Below are 16,352 nucleotides of genomic sequence, written 5' to 3'. Positions count from 1 at the left end.
TACTTGGACTGATCGTTCCACCATATAGGAAGATTTCATCATGCTCAATCAATCGACCAAACGGACGCAATCACTGAGCATCGCCGTTGCTGGCGCGACAGGCCGCGTAGGCAGGCGATTGATCAGTCAGTTAGCGCAAGACCCAGTCACCCTGCTGGCGCTCACACGGCAAAAATCATCCACCGCTTTTGCCCCAGGGGTGGTCGCTGCCGAGTTGGATTTTGATCAGCCGGCAACGCTCAGAAAAGCGCTTGCCGGTGTCGAGAAACTGTTCATTGCTCACGGCACTTCACCCCAACAAGTCGCCAACGAGATTGCCCTTATTGACGCTGCCGTAGAAATGGGCGTGCAGCACATCGTAAAGCTTTCGGTCATGGGACCATCGACCCCTATCAATCCATTTGCCTGGCATTCATTGATAGAAGCCCACCTGGGTCAACAACCTATCGCCTCTACCGTATTGAGACCTACCACGTTCATGGACGTGCTCAAGCGTGCTGGCAACGCTGTTGCAACGGGCACTTGGGCCGGCGCCGCAGGCCATGGAAGTGTGAACCTGATAGACACTCGAGATGTAGCGGACTCGGCGCGCATAGCATTACTGGAGGAGGTAGCAGAAGGCTCACAACGTGCGTATCACCTGACAGGGCCGCGAAACTGGACAATGCCGCAAGTTGCCGAGGAATTATCCAGTCTGTTAGGCCACACAGTCGCCTATACCCATCGGTCTCCAGCCGCACAGCATTCAGCGCTAGTTGCCGATGGACTCTCCCCGTTTGTAGCCGAGATTCTCGTGGGGCTTGATCGCATCTTCCATGATTCCATACTGACAGAACGAACCTTTACGGTTGAAGACCTCACGGGTACCCCACCCCGTTCGCTGTCCGCCTGGCTCCGTGAAAACCTTGAGGCCTTCAAGAAATAGGAACTACCGAGCATTAGAACTCGATAGCAGACGCACACCTTTTAAATCTCAAACTAGAGGTTGCTGTTCATGAGGGCATTCAAACATCCGGAAGCCAGGGAGTTCATCCTTGAGCGTGTTCTCTATGCGTTAAGCATCAGTCAGCACAGAAAAACTCGCTGATCTTCCAAGGCGGAAGATGGGAGTAACCTCATCTTTTCAAAGCCGCTTCGCCTTCGCCAGCTCAGCGATCAGAAAATCCCTGAACGCCGAAACCGCCGCCGGTAGATTGCGCCCAGCCATGCTTTGCAGTTCGATGCGCCGCGCCTGCATGCCTTCATCAAGGATCGGCAAGCATTGCAACTGCTTGTCCGCCACCTGTTGGTGCAAGGTCATTTCGCTGGCCAGGCTGATGCCTCCCTCTTCACGGACGAAACTGTAGAGCGCGGCAACGTAATTGGTGGTCAATACCGGGTCGAACAACAACCCCTGGACGCCGCAACAGATGTCGAAGAGTTGCCGTATCGTAGTGTCGGCCTTGGGTAACGCAATGGGCCAGGGTTGCAACTCGGCGAGGTTGACAGACTCCCGCCCGGCCAAGGGATGGGCATTGGAGACCACGGCAAAAATCGCCCCGCTCAGGACATGCTCGACCTTGATTTCCTTTTGCGGCGTCAGGCTGAACGTCATCGCCAGGTCGGCTTCACCGGAGCGAACCTTCTCGGTCGCTTCAGCGGGCGCACAGACCTCCAACGTAAAATGAATGCCCTGATACTCACGCCTGAACGCGCTGATGCTCCTGGGCATGTATTCCAAGGCAAATCCTTCCGAACAGGCAACATGCACATGACCGCGCTGCAAGCCATGCAACTCGGTAATTTCCAGCACCACCTGCTCGGCCTCAAGCTGCGACTTGCGCGCATAAGCCGCCAGTCGCGCCCCCGCCTCGCTGAGCACCATGCCGCGGGCACGACGCTCAAACAGGCTGGCATCCAGGGCCAACTCAAGCTTGGAAATTTGTCGACTCACCGCTGATGCCGCCACATTCAGCCGCATTGAGGCCTCGCTGATCGATCCGCATCGCGCGACCTCAAGAAAATAGCGCAGTGCCGTGGACTGCACGCCATACAGCTGCATCGGAGCCTCCAAGGATTGCCTTTTCGGCAAAGGAAGTATCGAAATATTGTGCTTGTGGCATTGATAGCCCTTCCCTACATTCGTGTCCAGACCAAAAAAAACAGCGCCCGACCTTTTCCTCCTCCTTCTACGCATTTGCGATTCGCTGCCCTTTGATTCAACCACTCTCGCCAACGGAGACGACGGCATGGGCATCAAAGGTTTCGCCTGCAGTATCGCGCTGATGGGCCTTATCAGCAGCTTTCCGGCACATGCCGGCAAAGCCAACGACACCCTGGTTTACGCTTCCGACAGCGAGCCTGAAAACATCAGCCCCTATCACAACGATTTACGCGAAGGCGTGATTCTCGGCCGGCTGATCTGGGACAACCTGATCTACCGCGATCCCAAAAGCGGCGAATACAAACCCATGCTGGCCACCAGCTGGAAGCAGGTCGACGACACCACCCTCGACTTTGAGCTGCGCAAGGGCGTCAAATTTCACAACGGCGACGCCTTCACCGCCGACGACGTGGTGTTCACCCTCAACTACGTGGTGTCGCCCGAAGCGAAAGTCGTTACCGTGCAAAACGTAGACTGGATCAAGGGCGCCGAAAAAACCGGTGACTACAGCGTCCGCTTGTATTTGAAGAAGCCTTTCCCGCCGGCACTGGAATACCTGTCCAACGCCGTTCCGATGTTTCCCAAGCAGTACTTCGAGAAGGTCGGCCTGGCCGAATTCAGTCGCAAGCCCATTGGCACCGGGCCGTATAAAGCCGTGTCGGTGGTGGCCGGCGAAGGCGTGACCATGGAGATCAACAAGGACTACTTCCCGGACAGCCCACAAGGCAAGCCCCATATCAGCCACCTCAAGTTCCGCGTGATCCCGGATGCAGAAACCCGTCTGGCCGAGTTGATGACCGACGGTGTCGACTGGACCTGGCGTGTGACCTCGGATCAGGCGGTCGACCTCAAGGGTATGCCGAACCTGACCGTGACCAGTGGCGAAACCATGCGCATCGGTTTCCTGATTCTTGATGCACGGGGCACCTCCACTGAAAACTCACCGATGAAGAACCTCAAGGTGCGCCAGGCCATCAACCATGCGATCAACCGCAATGCGCTGGCCACGCAATTGGTGGGGGGCGAAGCCAAGCCCTTGCAGGTTGCCTGTTATCCCGGTCAGTTCGGTTGCGATACCACTGCGGCCACGGTCTACGACTATGACCCCGCCAAGGCCAAGGCGCTGCTCGCCGAAGCCGGTTACCCAAATGGCTTCGAGACAGAAATCTTCGCTTATCGCGACCGTGATTACGTCGAAGCCATCATCGGCAACCTGCGCGCAGTGGGCATCAACGCCAAGCTGCGCTACTTGAAGTACGCCGCCCTGCGCGATCAGCAACGTGGCGGCAAGGTGCCCATGTCGTTTCAGGCCTGGGGCTCGTTCTCGATCCTCGACACCTCGGCGTCGGCCGGTACCTGGTTCAAGGGCAATCCGGACGACAATATCAAGGACCCACAAGTCCAGGGCTGGTTGCAGACCGCCGACAATGCCCTCGACCCGCAAGTGCGCAAGGACAACTACCGCAAGGCCTTGCAGCGCATCAGCGAGCAGGCCTACTGGGCGCCGCTGTTCAACTACTCGATGAACTACGCCTACACCTCGGAACTCGCGTTCACACCGTACCCGGATGAGCTGCCGCGTTTCGTCGAGTCCACGTGGAAGTAATACGTAACCGGGCGCACGGAATCTCGTGCGCCACGGACACGTCCTCACACTTGTCATTCATTGGATATGAGGAAACTTGCCATGCTTGGATTCCTTCTGCGCCGCCTGGGCATCGCCATTTGCGTTGCCATTACCGTGTCGGTGATCAGCTTTTCTCTTTTGCACCTGTCCGGCGACCTCGCTACTGCCATTGGCGGACCGGAAGCCACCAGCGAACAGATCGAACAGATTCGCGTGCAGTACGGCTTGAACAAACCGCTGCCGACCCAGTACTTCAACTGGCTGGGCGATTTGCTGCGGCTGGACCTGGGCAACTCGTTTTTCTTTCAGGAATCGGTCTACAACCTCGTCGCCAGCCGCTTGCCGATTACCCTGGGGCTGGGTGCCATGGCGCTGGGGATCGCCTTGCTGGTGGCCATTCCACTGGGCGTGCTGGCCGCGGTCAAACGCGACACCTGGGTTGACCGGCTGGCCTTGAGCATCGCGGTGCTGGGTCAGGCGATGCCAAGTTTCTGGTTTGCGCTGATGCTGATCGTGGTGTTCGCGGTGACGCTCAAGTGGCTGCCGGTGTCCGGCAATGCGACCCTGCTGCACTTCGTCATGCCGGCCATTGCCCTGGGCTACTACGCGACGCCGGCAATCATGCGCCTGACCCGCGCCGGCATGCTTGATGTGCTCAGTTCCGATTACATCCGCACCGCCCGCGCCAAGGGCCTGCGCCCTGCCCGCGTGCTGTTCAAGCATGCGCTGCGCAACGCGCTGATTCCGGTCGTCGCGCTGGCGGCGGTGGAGTTCGGCTTCATGCTCGGCGGCTCGGTGGTGATCGAAACCGTATTCTCCCTGCAAGGCATCGGGCAACTTGCCTGGGACGCCATCGCCCGTGACGACTTTCCGGTGGTACAGGCCGTGGTCCTGTTGATTGCGGTGATCTACATCATCCTCACGTTGCTGGCCGATGTGCTCAACGCACTGCTCGACCCGCGTATTCGCGTGCGCTAGGAGGCCTACATGAGCACCCCCACTACCCTCGCGATCAATGACTACCTGCCACCACCGAGCAGCCTGAGCCGAGTGCTTGGCAAGAGCTTGCGGCATCGGGGTTTCGCCATCGGCGCGGTGTTGTTGCTGATTATCTTCGCAGGTGCACTGTTCGCGCCGTGGCTGGCACCTTACGACCCTTATGCGCAAGACGTGATGCTGCGCATGAAACCACCGGTATGGATGGCCAACGGCACCTGGGAATACGTGCTCGGCACCGACAAGCTGGGCCGTGACTACCTGTCGAGGCTGCTCTACGGCGCACGTATTTCGCTGTTCATCGGCATTGCAGCAGCGCTGATTTCCGGCTTTATCGGCACGCTCATGGGGCTGTTGGCGGGCTACTACGGCGGCAAGGTCGATGGGTTTATCAGCTACCTGATCACCACCCGGCTGGCGATGCCGGTGGTGATGGTCGCGCTGGCCTCGGCCTCGCTGATGGGCGGCTCACTGAAAGTGGTGATCGTGCTGCTCGGCTGCCTGTTATGGGATCGCTTCGCGGTGGTGGTCAGGGCCTCGGTGCAACAGATTCGCGATGCTGAATATGTGGCATCGGCCCAGGCGCTCGGCTGCTCGACCCTGCGCATTCTGGTCAGTGAAATCCTGCCCAATCTGGTCGGCGCACTGATCGTTGTCGCGACGCTGGAAATGGCCCACGCGATCCTGCTGGAGTCAGCACTGTCGTTCCTCGGGGTTGGCGTGCAGCCACCGACGCCGTCCTGGGGCCTGATGATCGCGGAAGGCAAGCCCTACATGTTCTTTTCCCCGTGGGTCATCGCCATTCCCGGCGTCGCCCTGATGATTCTGGTGCTGGGCATCAACCTCGTCGGCGATGGCCTGCGCGATCTGATCCTGCCCGACGGCCGTAACTGATAGACCGCCGTAACTGATAGAGGGAACCGAACATGGCACTACTCCATGTGGAAAACCTGCGCGTGGACATCCCCATGGGCAACAGCCCGACGCCGGATGACATGCTGCATGCCGTACGCGGCCTGAGTTTTGAAGTCGAGCGCGGTGAAATGCTGTGCATCGTCGGGGAATCCGGCTGCGGCAAATCCCTGACCTCGCTGGCGTTGATGGACCTGTTGCCACGCAAGGCCAAACGCACCGCGTCCCGGCTGACGCTGGACGGCATCGACATGCTCGGCCAGAGCGAGCGGCGCATGTGCGACCTGCGCGGCAACCGCCTGGCGATGATCTTCCAGGAGCCGATGACCTCGCTGAACCCGGCCTACAGCATTGGCGATCAACTCAGCGAGGTACTGACCCAGCATCGCAAGGTCTCAAGCAAGGAGGCCCTGGGGCGCGCCGCGCAGATGCTGGAGAAGGTCGGGATCAGCAATGCCACCGAGCGCCTGCGCCAGTATCCGCATCAACTTTCCGGCGGGCTGCGCCAGCGGGTGATCATCGCCATGGCGTTGATGTGCGAACCGGACCTGATCATCGCTGATGAGCCCACCACGGCGCTGGACGTGACCATTCAAGCGCAGATCCTGCGCTTGATCCGCGACATCCAGAAAGAACTCGGCCTGGCGGTGATCTTCATCACCCACGACCTTGGGCTGGTGGCACGGATCGCCGACCGGGTCGCCGTGATGTATGCCGGGGAAATCGTCGAAACCGCCCCTGCCCTGCAACTGTTCGAGAATCCGCAGCATCCGTACACCCGGGGGCTGCTGGCGAGTATTCCAATCCCTGGCCGGACCAAACCGGGTGAGGCGCTGGGTTCGATTCCAGGCCTGGTGCCGAGCCTGGTCGGCGAACAGCAAGGGTGTGCGTTCCGCAATCGTTGCGGTCAGGCGATCCCGGCCTGCGCGCAACACATCCCCGAAGTCGAACAGGACGGGCACATGGCGCGCTGCCTGTTCGCCGCACCGGCCCCGGCACCGATTCGCCTTCAGGAGCGTGCAAGGTCATGAAAAAAGACATCGCTTTGGAGCTGTGTGACATCCGCCGTGAGTTTCGGATCAACCAGGGCTTTTTCAAACCCGCCGCCACCCTGAAGGCCGTGGATGGTGTTTCCCTGCGCCTGATGCGTGGCGAGACCCTCGGTCTGGTGGGCGAGTCCGGTTGCGGCAAAAGTACCCTGGCCAAGATGCTGCTCGGCCTGTTGCCGCCCACCAGCGGCGACGTGTTGGTCAATGGCAAACACCTGGCGACGACTGATCGCAAGGAAATGTCCCGGCATATCCAGCCGATTTTCCAGGACCCGTATTCCTCGCTGAATCCACGCAAGACCCTGCGCGAAATCGTTACCCTGCCGCTGATCGTGCATGACATCGGCAGTACCGCCGAGCGCCGCAGGAAGACCGAAGCGATGCTTGATGTGGTCGGCCTGCCCAAGCGGGTGATCGACAGCTATCCGAGCCAGCTGTCCGGCGGGCAACGCCAGCGGGTGGCGATTGCCCGGGCGCTGATCATGCGCCCTGACGTGTTGATCTGCGACGAGCCCACCTCAGCGCTGGATGTGTCGGTGCAGGCGCAGATTCTCAACCTGCTGCAGGACCTCAAGCGCGAATTCGGCCTGACCTATCTGCTGATCAGCCATAACCTGGCGGTCATCGAACACCTCGCCGACCGGGTCGCCGTGATGTACCTGGGGCGCATCGTCGAAGAACGCACGCGCGAATCGTTGTTCGCTCAACCCGGTCACCCTTATACCCGTGCCTTGCTGGATTCGGTGCTCACGCCCGATCCGCGCCTGGGCATTCCCGAGATCGGCCTGCACGGCACCTTCCCCAACCCCATGTCACCGCCGCCCGGTTGCGCCTTCCACCCGCGCTGCCCGAGCTGCTTCGCCCCCTGCAAAACGGCCTACCCGGCCAATGGTCCGCTTATCGGCGGCAACGTGCGTTGCCACCTTCACGACACTTCTGCCCAAACACTGGAGCTTGTCCACTCATGAGTCGTTCACTGGCTATCAGCAACACCACAGCGCAATTCGACAATGGCGAATTCTTCAATCTGCTCCAACGCAGCGTCGCCCTGCACACCGAAAGCCAGGCAGCGGACAGCCAGCCCGAGCTGTATCGCTACCTCAATGAGTTCATCACCCCGCATGTCGAGGCGATGGGTTTCAGCGTCAAGATCTATGACAACCCGGTGGCCGAGCGCGGCCCCTTCATGATCGCCACGCGCATTGAACACCCGGACCTGCCGACCGTGCTCAGCTACGGCCACGGTGATGTGGTGCGCGGCTATGAGGCGCAATGGCGCGAAGGCCTGTCGCCGTGGCACGTCATTGCCGAAGGCGATCGCTGGTACGGCCGCGGCACGGCGGATAACAAAGGCCAGCACCTGATCAACCTGACCGCCCTGGAACAAACGCTCAAGGCGCGCGATGGCCAGCTGGGTTTCAACGTCAAGCTGTTGCTGGAAATGGGCGAAGAAGAAGGCTCGCCGGGCTTGAACGCATTCTGTGCCGCCCACAGCAAAGAGCTTGCGGCGGATATCTTCATCGCCTCGGACGGCCCACGCCTGGCGGCATCACGCCCGACGATTTTTCTTGGCTCGCGCGGGGTCTTCAATTTCGAGCTGGTGGTCGATTTACGTGAAGGCGCCCACCACTCCGGCAACTGGGGCGGGTTGCTGGCCAATCCCGGCATCATCCTGGCCAATGCCATCGCGAGCATGGTCGATGAACACGGTCGGGTGAAAGTGGCGGGCCTGATGCCCGAGACACTGCCGGAGCCGGTTCGGCAGGCGCTGGCCGATATTGCCGTGGGTGGCGGACCGGGCGATCCGGACATCGACGCCAATTGGGGTAACCCGCAGCTCTCGCTGAGCGAAAAGGTGTTCGGCTGGAACACCCTCGACGTCATCGCCTTCAAGACCGGCAACCCAGACGCCCCGGTGCATGCGATTCCCGGCAAGGCTAACGCCCACTGCCATATCCGCTTCGTGGTCGACAGCGACTACACGACCTTTATCCCGGCGGTACGTACCCACCTGGATGCGCATGGCTTCAGCAATGTCGAGGTCAAGCAAAGCCGCATCGATGTGATGCATGCCACTCGGCTGGACCCGCAGAGCCCTTGGGTCGATTGGGCGCTCGGCTCCCTGGCACAGACCACCGGCAAAAAACCTGCGCTGCTGCCAAACCTCGGTGGTTCGCTGCCCAACGATGTGTTCGCGGACGTGCTGGGCCTGCCGACATTGTGGGTACCGCACTCGTACCCGGCCTGTTCACAGCATGCACCGAACGAACACTTGCTGGCGCCGGTGGTCAAGGAAAGCCTGCAAATCATGGCCGGGCTGTTCTGGGACCTGGGCAACGACGCGGCACGCCTGACCCGGGAACATCAGTTACGGGAGCAGGCGCAATGAGCGCCACGCCACAACAGGCCCTGGACTGGCTTGCCGACCAGCGCCCAGCCATGGAGGCGCTGCTGCGGCGCATCGTCGACACCGACTCCAACAGCTATGACAAGGCGGGTGTCGATGCGGTGGGCGCGCTGCTCGCGGCTGAACTGGAGGCCGACGGCATCCTGCTCAAGCGCATACCGGTCGAGGGTTTTGGTGACGTACTGCTCGCCGAAGTGCCAGGCGATCCTGGAAAACCGGTGCTGTTGCTGGGCCATCGCGACACGGTCTTTCCCAAGGGCACCACCACGACTCGCGGCTACAGCCGCGACGCCAACCTCGCCTACGGCCCCGGCGTCGCCGACATGAAAGGCGGCCTGGTGCTCAATTGCTTCGCGCTCAAAGCACTCAAGCGCGCCGGCCGGTTGCCCTATCCGGTGCAGGTCCTGTACACCGGCGACGAAGAAATCGGCTCCGGCAGCGCCAGGCCCCATATCGAAAACGCCGCCCGTGCCGCCCGTGCCGTGCTCAACACCGAACCTGGCCGGGCCAGCGGCAACGTGGTCAGCGCACGCAAAGGCGGGGCCACGCTGATCATCGAAGTCAGCGGCCGCGCGGCGCATGCCGGGGTCAACCATGCCGACGGGGCCAGTGCCATCGAGGCCCTGGCACGCAAGATCGTCAAGCTGCATGCCTTGACCGATTACCCGGCCGGCATCACCACTAACGTTGGGCTGATATCCGGTGGTACGTCGAGCAATACCGTCGCGCCCAGCGCCTGCGCGCGGCTGGACGTGCGCTTCATCGAACTCAAGCACTGGGATCGGATCTTCAGCGCAATCCAGGCCATCGTCGCCGAAGAAGAACTGATCGGCACCCGCGCCGTCCTCAAGGAAGCGACGACCTTTCTACCGATGGAAGCACGCCACAGCGAACGACTGCTGCACCTCTACCAACAAAAAGCACGGGCATTGGGTTTCAGCGTCGAAGGCGAATTCACCGGCGGTTGCGCCGACTCCGGCTTTACCGCCAGCCTGGGCGTTCCAACCCTGTGCGGGCTCGGCCCGGTGGGTGGCAAGGTCCACACCGATCGTGAATACCTGGAGTTGGACACCCTGGTACCTCGCGCCCTGGCCCTGGTGGCGACCATTCTGGCGGTCGGCGACAGCGTTTGAGGTCATGGGTTTCTACGCGTCGCCGAGGTGAGGGTATCCGACAGGTTCACAGGCAGCTCCTGGCGCTGTCGGGTATCGTTTCAAGGTGACGGGAATGGCTCACTCGGGCGAAGTTTTTGACCTGTTCTACTGCTGCAATCACCGAGCATTCGGCCGACCCGTCTGGTGCTATGGAGTAAAGGCATCGCTTACCCATGGAAAAGCTATGCAATACACGTTCATCCAGTTCACCGAGCACGACAAAAGAACAGTCACTCCTGGCCACTTGCACATCAACATGCTTGCCAGGCACGGTGTCCACCGCATCGACATGGAGCAGCGCAACATTGTCAAAACAGCTGAACCCTTGATGAATCAAGTCAATATGAGCGCTATCAAGTCCGCACACGATGACCACGATGCGCGTGCAACTTGATGGCTCGCGCATCCACTTCATAGCGTTGGGACGACAATCGACAGTTTGGCTCATAAGCGATGCCTTTATGGTTCCAACCGGCGAATGGACCAGGTCATTGGTTAAATGACGCCGCGTGCCTGCAACACGCTTTTCGCCAGGCTTCGGGTCGCCGCTAACACCGCCTCCACCTGTTGATCCATCTGTGCAGTGGAGGAGGCTACTTCTCCAAGCTCGACCACGCGCAGCGGATGACCAAAGACGGACCCCAGCCACGTCATGCCGCAATTCGTGCCAGTTTCGACATCCAGTAAAAAGCTGCCGTGGGAGACGCCGCGCAACAGTTGGCTGGCATGGCACGCGTAGGCCCCGTCGGACGGCTCCGGGCTGGACCCGACCTGCAACCAATCGAGCCTCAACGCCTCGGACTGTTTGACGGCTAGATAAGCCACCTGGTCCCACTCATCTATCGCCACATGCAGCTTGTCGATCATGTACGGGGGCAACGCGGCGCTGGTAACGATCACCACTCCGGCATCCGCCGAAGGCTCCTTGATCCAGACTGCGGATTGCGTTATCGCATGCATGGCGGTACTCCCGGCGGTTGGATAGGAGCAACGTGCTCCGGGTGGCGATTCGACGATGGGATCGTGACATTCAATATTGATGCCGACTCACCCATCGCGTCGTGAGCTCCCTGGTTTTTTGGCGTTAATCAGCCGTTGCGAAACAGGAAGCTGTAGGCATTCAGCGCAGGCGCCCCACCCAAGTGCGCATACAGCACTTTGGAGCCTTCGGGGAACTCACCACGGCGGACCATTTCAATCATCCCGTGCATGGATTTGCCCTCGTACACCGGATCGGTCAGCACGCCTTCCAGGCTCCCGCACAAACGAATGGCTTCCAGCGTGCCTTCGTTGGGCAAACCGTATTCCGGGTAGGCAAAACGTGTATCGAGCACCACGTCGTCTTCGGTGATCTCACGGCCCAGTTCCACCAACTCTGCGGTGTGCCGGGCGATACGCAGGATCTGCGCCTTGGTTTGCTCCGGCTTGGCCGAGGCATCAATGCCGATAACGTTCTTCGAACGGCCGTCCGCGGCGAAACCGACGACCATGCCGGCCTGGGTACTGCCGGTCACAGAGCAGACCACGATGTAGTCGAACGTGAACCCCAGTTGTTTTTCCTGCTCACGCACTTCTTCGGCAAAGCCGACGAACCCAAGGCCGCCGTAGGGGTGTTCGGAACACCCGGCAGGGATTGGAAACGGTTTGCCACCCCGCTCCACCACATCGTCCATGGCCTTCTGCCAACTGGGCCGGATGCCAATGTCGAACCCGGCGGCGTCCAGTCGTACGTCGGCGCCCATGATGCGCGACATCTCGATATTGCCAACGCGGTCATACACCGCATCGGAGTAGTTCACCCAGTTTTCCTGCACCAGCACACACTTCATGCCCAGGTGAGCGGCAACGGCGGCCACCTGGCGGGTCTGGTTCGACTGGATACCGCCAATGGAAACCAAGGTATCGCAGCCTTGCTCGAGCGCTTCGGGAATCAAGTATTCGAGCTTGCGCGTTTTGTTCCCGCCGAAGGCCAGGCCACTGTTGCAGTCTTCACGTTTGGCATACAGCTCGACCTTGCCACCCAGGTGTTCACTGAGGCGCTTCAAGGGCGTGATGGGAGAAGGACCGAAGGTCAACGGATAACGTTTAAAACGATTCAGGTTCATGACGCTGCTCCTTGATTACTGGACATCAAAGCGCCAGACCGAAAGGCAAAGGTTGCCTTCCAGGTTCTTTCAGTCGGGCTTCGATGAGTTCAATATTAAGAAGTTTTCCAAAAAGATGTGTTGCAAACTTCTAGCACTTAAAGAACTATAATTTCTCGCTATAAATATCTAACATACTTTAATTGCGAATAAACAGTCATGAACGCAACAAACACTCGCAAGAAGCCAAGCGTATCAGCCCCGGTGCCGCAGCCGCTGGATCGAACCGACCGCGCCATTCTCAAGGCCCTGCAACGAGATGCCTCCATCTCCAATGTGGCGCTGGCAGAGAAGGTGAAATTGAGTGCACCGGCGTGCCTCAGGCGCGTCGAGCGGCTCAAGCAGGTCGGCCTGATCAAAGGCATAGTCGCGCTGCTCGACAATGTCGCGCTGGATGCGGGGATGGTGGTGTTGATCGGCGTGGTGCTGGACCGCTCCACACCGGAATCCTTCGCCGCATTCGAGGCAGCCGCACAAAAAGTGTCCGGCTGCATGGAGTGCCATGTGGTGACGGGGGAGTTCGACTACTTCATGTTGATACGAACCAAGGACAGCAACAGTTTCAACCGGCTCCACGCGGAACAGTTGCTTTACCTGCCTGGGGTTCGCCAGATTCGATCGTTCATGGGCTTGCGTCAGGTCGTGTCGACCACCCACATTCCCCTTTGAAGCGTCGCTAGTCGAGCAGTCCGCCCTGCTCCCGTACGTGCTTGATGTCTCTCGAGGGCGGGGCTCCGAAACGCCGGGCATATTCACGGCTGAATTGAGCGACACTTTCATAGCCGACGCGCAACGCGGCGGTGTTCACGTCAACACGATCGGTCAACATCAGGCTGCGTGCGGCTTGCAGCCGTAACGCCTTTTGATACTGAACGGGGCTGGTGCCTGTCAGCTTGCGAAAACTGTGATGCAGCGTAGAGCTGGCCATTCCTGATCGTTCGGCGAGATCGGCCACGTGCAGCGGTTTGTCGTAGTGATGTTTCAGCCATTCAATGGCTCTCACGATGCCCTTGTCTCGGTAACCGTCGCGGGTGACGCTGCGCAACCACTGCCCTGCACCACTTAACAACAGCCGAACGCATATTTCCCGCTTGATCAGATCCGACATCAAGCCTGCTTCAAGCGGCCGTTCGATCAGCGTAGCGAGTCGAGCGAATGCATCGAGCATCTCACTCGACGCCGCACCGGATACGAAGCCCCGCGCTTCTGTAGCTATTTCCTGCGCGGGGGGGGCCAAGGTCTGGATCACCTCGTTGAGCATGGAGAGGTTGAGCTTCAACACCACGGATAAATAGGGGGTTGCCTCGCTGGCGGCGGTAACGCGGGCCAATGTGGGGATGTCGACCGACGTGACGAAGAACGCCCCCGGCCCGAACTCACAGGCCTCCTCGCCGAACGTGATCTCCTTCGCCCCCTGCAGAATGATCGCCACGCAAGGCTCATAAATGCAGTAAGTGGGCGTACCCAGCTCAGCCATTCGATAAAAGGCCAGGCCTGGAATCGATGTCTTGCAGACCTCGTTCAAACCAATCTGCCGGGTGACTTTTTCGATCAGCCGTCCCAGTGCCTGGAGACGCTCGTTGGGCTGTATGGGATCGCGCAACGTCAGAGAATGCAGGTGGCCGGAACCGAACTGCGAGAAGGAACCGCTCGTCATCACATGCGCCCCTGTTTACGGAATGTTCGAGTCTGCTGAGAGTGCGTGACCAACACAAGCGCATCGGCAGGATTGTGCAAAAAATATGGCGTATTAGGGTCACCCGGCCACCCCTCGTTGTTCTAACTTCCAGTACGAATACCGGCTTCGATGATCCCGTGAAACCTCGGTCGCGAAAGGAACGTTGGATGGACAGACGAGATTTTCTTACTTACTCGGCAGTGGGCACTGTTGCAGCCGCTTTGCTGCCAGTCTCGAGTGTCGCCAGTTCGACAGCCCCAGCGCCCTCTTTACTGACAGAGCGCGGGAGCGTGATGCGTACGGAAGGCCGGCCAGTGCGCACAGGCCTGCCCCTCAATTCACCCTCGCCTACCCTGCGATACATGACGCCTCAACGCTTTGGCATGGGCGGGACACAGATTGGCAATATCTTTGCGCCGCTCAGCGACGAGCAGGCGGGCCTGGTTCTACAGGCCGCCTGGGACGCGGGTGTAAGGCTTTACGACACGTCGCCGTTCTACGGGTTTGGTTTGAGTGAATATCGGGTAGGCCGCTTTCTGCACGGCAAAAATCCGAACGACTATGTGGTCTCCACCAAGGTAGGACGGGTTTTGACTGCTGCGGGTGGCCCGCGCGCGGACCATGCCATCTGGAAGTCACCCGCGCCCTTCAACTACCGGTATGACTACACCGCAGCAGGCGCACGGCGTTCCGTGGAAGACAGCCTGCAGCGGCTGGGGCTGCCGCGTATCGATATCGTCTTTATCCATGACATCTCGCCCGATAACAGCGAACTGGAAGGCGGTTGGGAAGCGGCGTATCGCATTGCGCGCACAGGGGCGATGGTCGAGCTTGAAAAGATGCGTGATGAGGGCCTCATCAAGGCTTGGGGCTTCGGCGTCAATACGCCGAATGCTGTGGTCCAGGCAATGGCCGGTGATGACCCGACTCCCGACATCGTGTTGCTTGCCTGCCAGTATTCCCTGCTCGAGCACGGCGATGCGTTGCGCAACACCTTTCCGGCGTTGAGCAGGAAGGGCACCAGCGTTGTGGTTGGAACACCACTGAACGATGGATTCCTGGGAGGACGCAGCCGATACAACTTCAGTTTTGATCTGCCTGCCGGAGCGGTGGAAAAGCGCGCGCGAATCATGGCGGTTGCCAAACGACATGGCATCGACATTCATACTGCCGCCCTGCAGTTCGCGGCAGCACATCCGCAAGTGTCAGCGATCATTCCGGGTGCCCGCACGCCGGGGCAGATCGTTTCCAATGTGCAGGCGATGAAGGTCGGCATCCCGGCAGCCTTTTGGGAGGAGCTCAAGAGCCGGAACCTGATCGATGCCCAAGCACCGGTCCCTTCCTGAGCAGGGTCTACGCCCGTGCAACCTGCTGATGTGGCGCTAGCGTCGCTGGCCTCATTTAACCCGAAACCTATCTTCCTGGTTGCAGCAACGCTGCAGATAGCAGCCGCTTGATCCGCCTGTTCCAGTAAACAAACTGCGCACGCGTCCAACTAAAAACACTCGTCCAAGGCCGCAATAAATGAAGATACGCACGTCTTTCATGATTTTAGGCGGCCTGCTTGCGCTGTCCGGCAGTGGCTACTTACTCGCCGACACACTCGCGCTGAGCGTTCCATTGCCGGCTCCACTCCCACAGCTAAAAGTGCTGACACTCCTTATAGGTATACACCTGCTCGGCATGTGCTTCGGTCTCGGTGGGGCGACGATGCTGGACCTCTGGATCTTGCGTTGGATGCGCCGGGGCAGCCTCCCGGTTGAAATCGGACGCACCTTCCACTTCATCAGCGACGCGGTCACTATTGGACTCTGCCTCCTGTGGCTTTCAGGCCTTGGTTTCCTTGCCCTTTACGCGATGGAGTCGCCGGAAAAGTTTGAAAACCCCAAACTCTGGGCGAAAGTCATTGTGGTGATCGTGCTGACTATCAATGGAGTAATCATCCACGCGCTTGTGCTGCCAGAAGCCCTACGCGACCTGAGTCGCCCCCTGCTCTTTGGCGTGTCCCGCAAAAGAGCGGCCTTGTTTCTCGCCTCCGGTGCAGTTTCGGGGGTGTCTTGGTACACGGCTTTTGCCTTCGGCATTTTTCGTGAGTTAAACAACAGTGTCACCTTCACCCTGCTGGTCATCATGTGGCTTACGCTGATAGTCGCCGCCTCTCTCGCCGCAATGCTGCTCTGGTTAAACTCTGCCGCGGGAACCAGAAAACCTCCGTCGCTCAGTCATCCGACGTGAAGATAAA

At 59.7% G+C, this 16,352-nt stretch carries 16 protein-coding genes; 11 read left to right on the top strand and 5 right to left on the bottom strand.

Annotation, left to right across the window (positions count from 1 at the left end):
- Positions 1–40 precede the first annotated feature (40 nt).
- Complete coding sequence (locus C8K58_RS27745) at positions 41–925, top strand: NmrA family NAD(P)-binding protein (protein ID WP_027603432.1); 885 nt, start codon at positions 41–43, stop codon at positions 923–925.
- A 198-nt stretch (positions 926–1,123) separates the two neighbouring features.
- Here the strand turns inward: C8K58_RS27745 and C8K58_RS27735 are convergent, their stop codons facing one another.
- Complete coding sequence (locus tag C8K58_RS27735; RefSeq protein WP_027603431.1) at positions 1,124–2,041, bottom strand: LysR substrate-binding domain-containing protein; 918 nt, start codon at positions 2,039–2,041, stop codon at positions 1,124–1,126.
- A 187-nt stretch (positions 2,042–2,228) separates the two neighbouring features.
- Here C8K58_RS27735 and C8K58_RS27730 point away from each other — a divergent pair, with 187 nt between their 5' ends.
- From C8K58_RS27730 to C8K58_RS27700, 7 genes are all read left to right on the top strand, one after another.
- Positions 2,229–3,749: an ABC transporter substrate-binding protein gene (locus C8K58_RS27730; RefSeq protein ID WP_027603430.1), complete on the top strand. Its 1,521-nt coding sequence runs from the start codon at positions 2,229–2,231 to the stop codon at positions 3,747–3,749.
- An 81-nt stretch (positions 3,750–3,830) separates the two neighbouring features.
- The gene (locus C8K58_RS27725; protein ID WP_027603429.1) at positions 3,831–4,748 is read left to right on the top strand and encodes an ABC transporter permease; all 918 of its coding nucleotides are present in this window, start codon (positions 3,831–3,833) and stop codon (positions 4,746–4,748) included.
- Between the two features lie 9 nt (positions 4,749–4,757).
- A complete protein-coding gene (locus C8K58_RS27720) occupies positions 4,758–5,660 on the top strand; it encodes an ABC transporter permease (RefSeq protein WP_065926124.1) in 903 nt (300 codons plus the stop codon).
- Positions 5,661–5,692: 32 nt separating this feature from the next.
- The gene (locus C8K58_RS27715) at positions 5,693–6,709 is read left to right on the top strand and encodes an ABC transporter ATP-binding protein (protein ID WP_108574706.1); all 1,017 of its coding nucleotides are present in this window, start codon (positions 5,693–5,695) and stop codon (positions 6,707–6,709) included.
- Positions 6,706–7,695 (top strand): ABC transporter ATP-binding protein, encoded by a 990-nt coding sequence (locus C8K58_RS27710; protein WP_108574705.1) that lies wholly within the window; start codon positions 6,706–6,708, stop codon positions 7,693–7,695. The genes C8K58_RS27715 and C8K58_RS27710 overlap by 4 nt, the downstream gene beginning before the upstream one ends.
- Complete coding sequence (locus C8K58_RS27705; RefSeq protein WP_108574704.1) at positions 7,692–9,116, top strand: M20 family metallopeptidase; 1,425 nt, start codon at positions 7,692–7,694, stop codon at positions 9,114–9,116. The genes C8K58_RS27710 and C8K58_RS27705 overlap by 4 nt, the downstream gene beginning before the upstream one ends.
- Positions 9,113–10,267 (top strand): M20 family metallopeptidase, encoded by a 1,155-nt coding sequence (locus C8K58_RS27700; protein WP_108574703.1) that lies wholly within the window; start codon positions 9,113–9,115, stop codon positions 10,265–10,267. Before C8K58_RS27705 ends, C8K58_RS27700 begins: the two co-directional genes overlap by 4 nt.
- 46 nt (positions 10,268–10,313) lie before the next feature.
- Here the strand turns inward: C8K58_RS27700 and C8K58_RS27695 are convergent, their stop codons facing one another.
- From C8K58_RS27695 to C8K58_RS27685, 3 genes are all read right to left on the bottom strand, one after another.
- On the bottom strand, positions 10,314–10,736 hold the full coding sequence (locus C8K58_RS27695) for a hypothetical protein (protein WP_108574702.1): 423 nt from the start codon (positions 10,734–10,736) through the stop codon (positions 10,314–10,316).
- Positions 10,737–10,783: 47 nt separating this feature from the next.
- Entirely contained in the window at positions 10,784–11,248 is a 465-nt protein-coding gene (locus tag C8K58_RS27690) for a hypothetical protein (RefSeq protein WP_027603422.1), read from the bottom strand.
- A 128-nt stretch (positions 11,249–11,376) separates the two neighbouring features.
- A complete protein-coding gene (locus C8K58_RS27685) occupies positions 11,377–12,393 on the bottom strand; it encodes a 1-aminocyclopropane-1-carboxylate deaminase (protein WP_027603421.1) in 1,017 nt (338 codons plus the stop codon).
- A 198-nt stretch (positions 12,394–12,591) separates the two neighbouring features.
- Between C8K58_RS27685 and C8K58_RS27680 the strand changes: the two genes are divergently transcribed.
- A complete protein-coding gene (locus C8K58_RS27680) occupies positions 12,592–13,101 on the top strand; it encodes an Lrp/AsnC family transcriptional regulator (protein WP_108574701.1) in 510 nt (169 codons plus the stop codon).
- 7 nt (positions 13,102–13,108) lie between these two features.
- Here the strand turns inward: C8K58_RS27680 and C8K58_RS27675 are convergent, their stop codons facing one another.
- A complete protein-coding gene (locus C8K58_RS27675) occupies positions 13,109–14,089 on the bottom strand; it encodes an AraC family transcriptional regulator (RefSeq protein WP_166655332.1) in 981 nt (326 codons plus the stop codon).
- Positions 14,090–14,277: 188 nt separating this feature from the next.
- Here C8K58_RS27675 and C8K58_RS27670 point away from each other — a divergent pair, with 188 nt between their 5' ends.
- Complete coding sequence (locus C8K58_RS27670) at positions 14,278–15,456, top strand: aldo/keto reductase (RefSeq protein WP_108574700.1); 1,179 nt, start codon at positions 14,278–14,280, stop codon at positions 15,454–15,456.
- A 178-nt stretch (positions 15,457–15,634) separates the two neighbouring features.
- Positions 15,635–16,345, top strand: a complete 711-nt coding sequence (locus C8K58_RS27665) for a hypothetical protein (protein ID WP_178087842.1) — start codon at positions 15,635–15,637, stop codon at positions 16,343–16,345.
- Positions 16,346–16,352: the final 7 nt, after the last annotated feature.

The sequence above is a fragment of the Pseudomonas sp. GV047 genome (assembly GCF_003058245.1).
GTDB classification, from domain to species: domain Bacteria; phylum Pseudomonadota; class Gammaproteobacteria; order Pseudomonadales; family Pseudomonadaceae; genus Aquipseudomonas; species Aquipseudomonas marginalis.
This window is presented reverse-complemented; position numbering and strand designations above follow the sequence as displayed.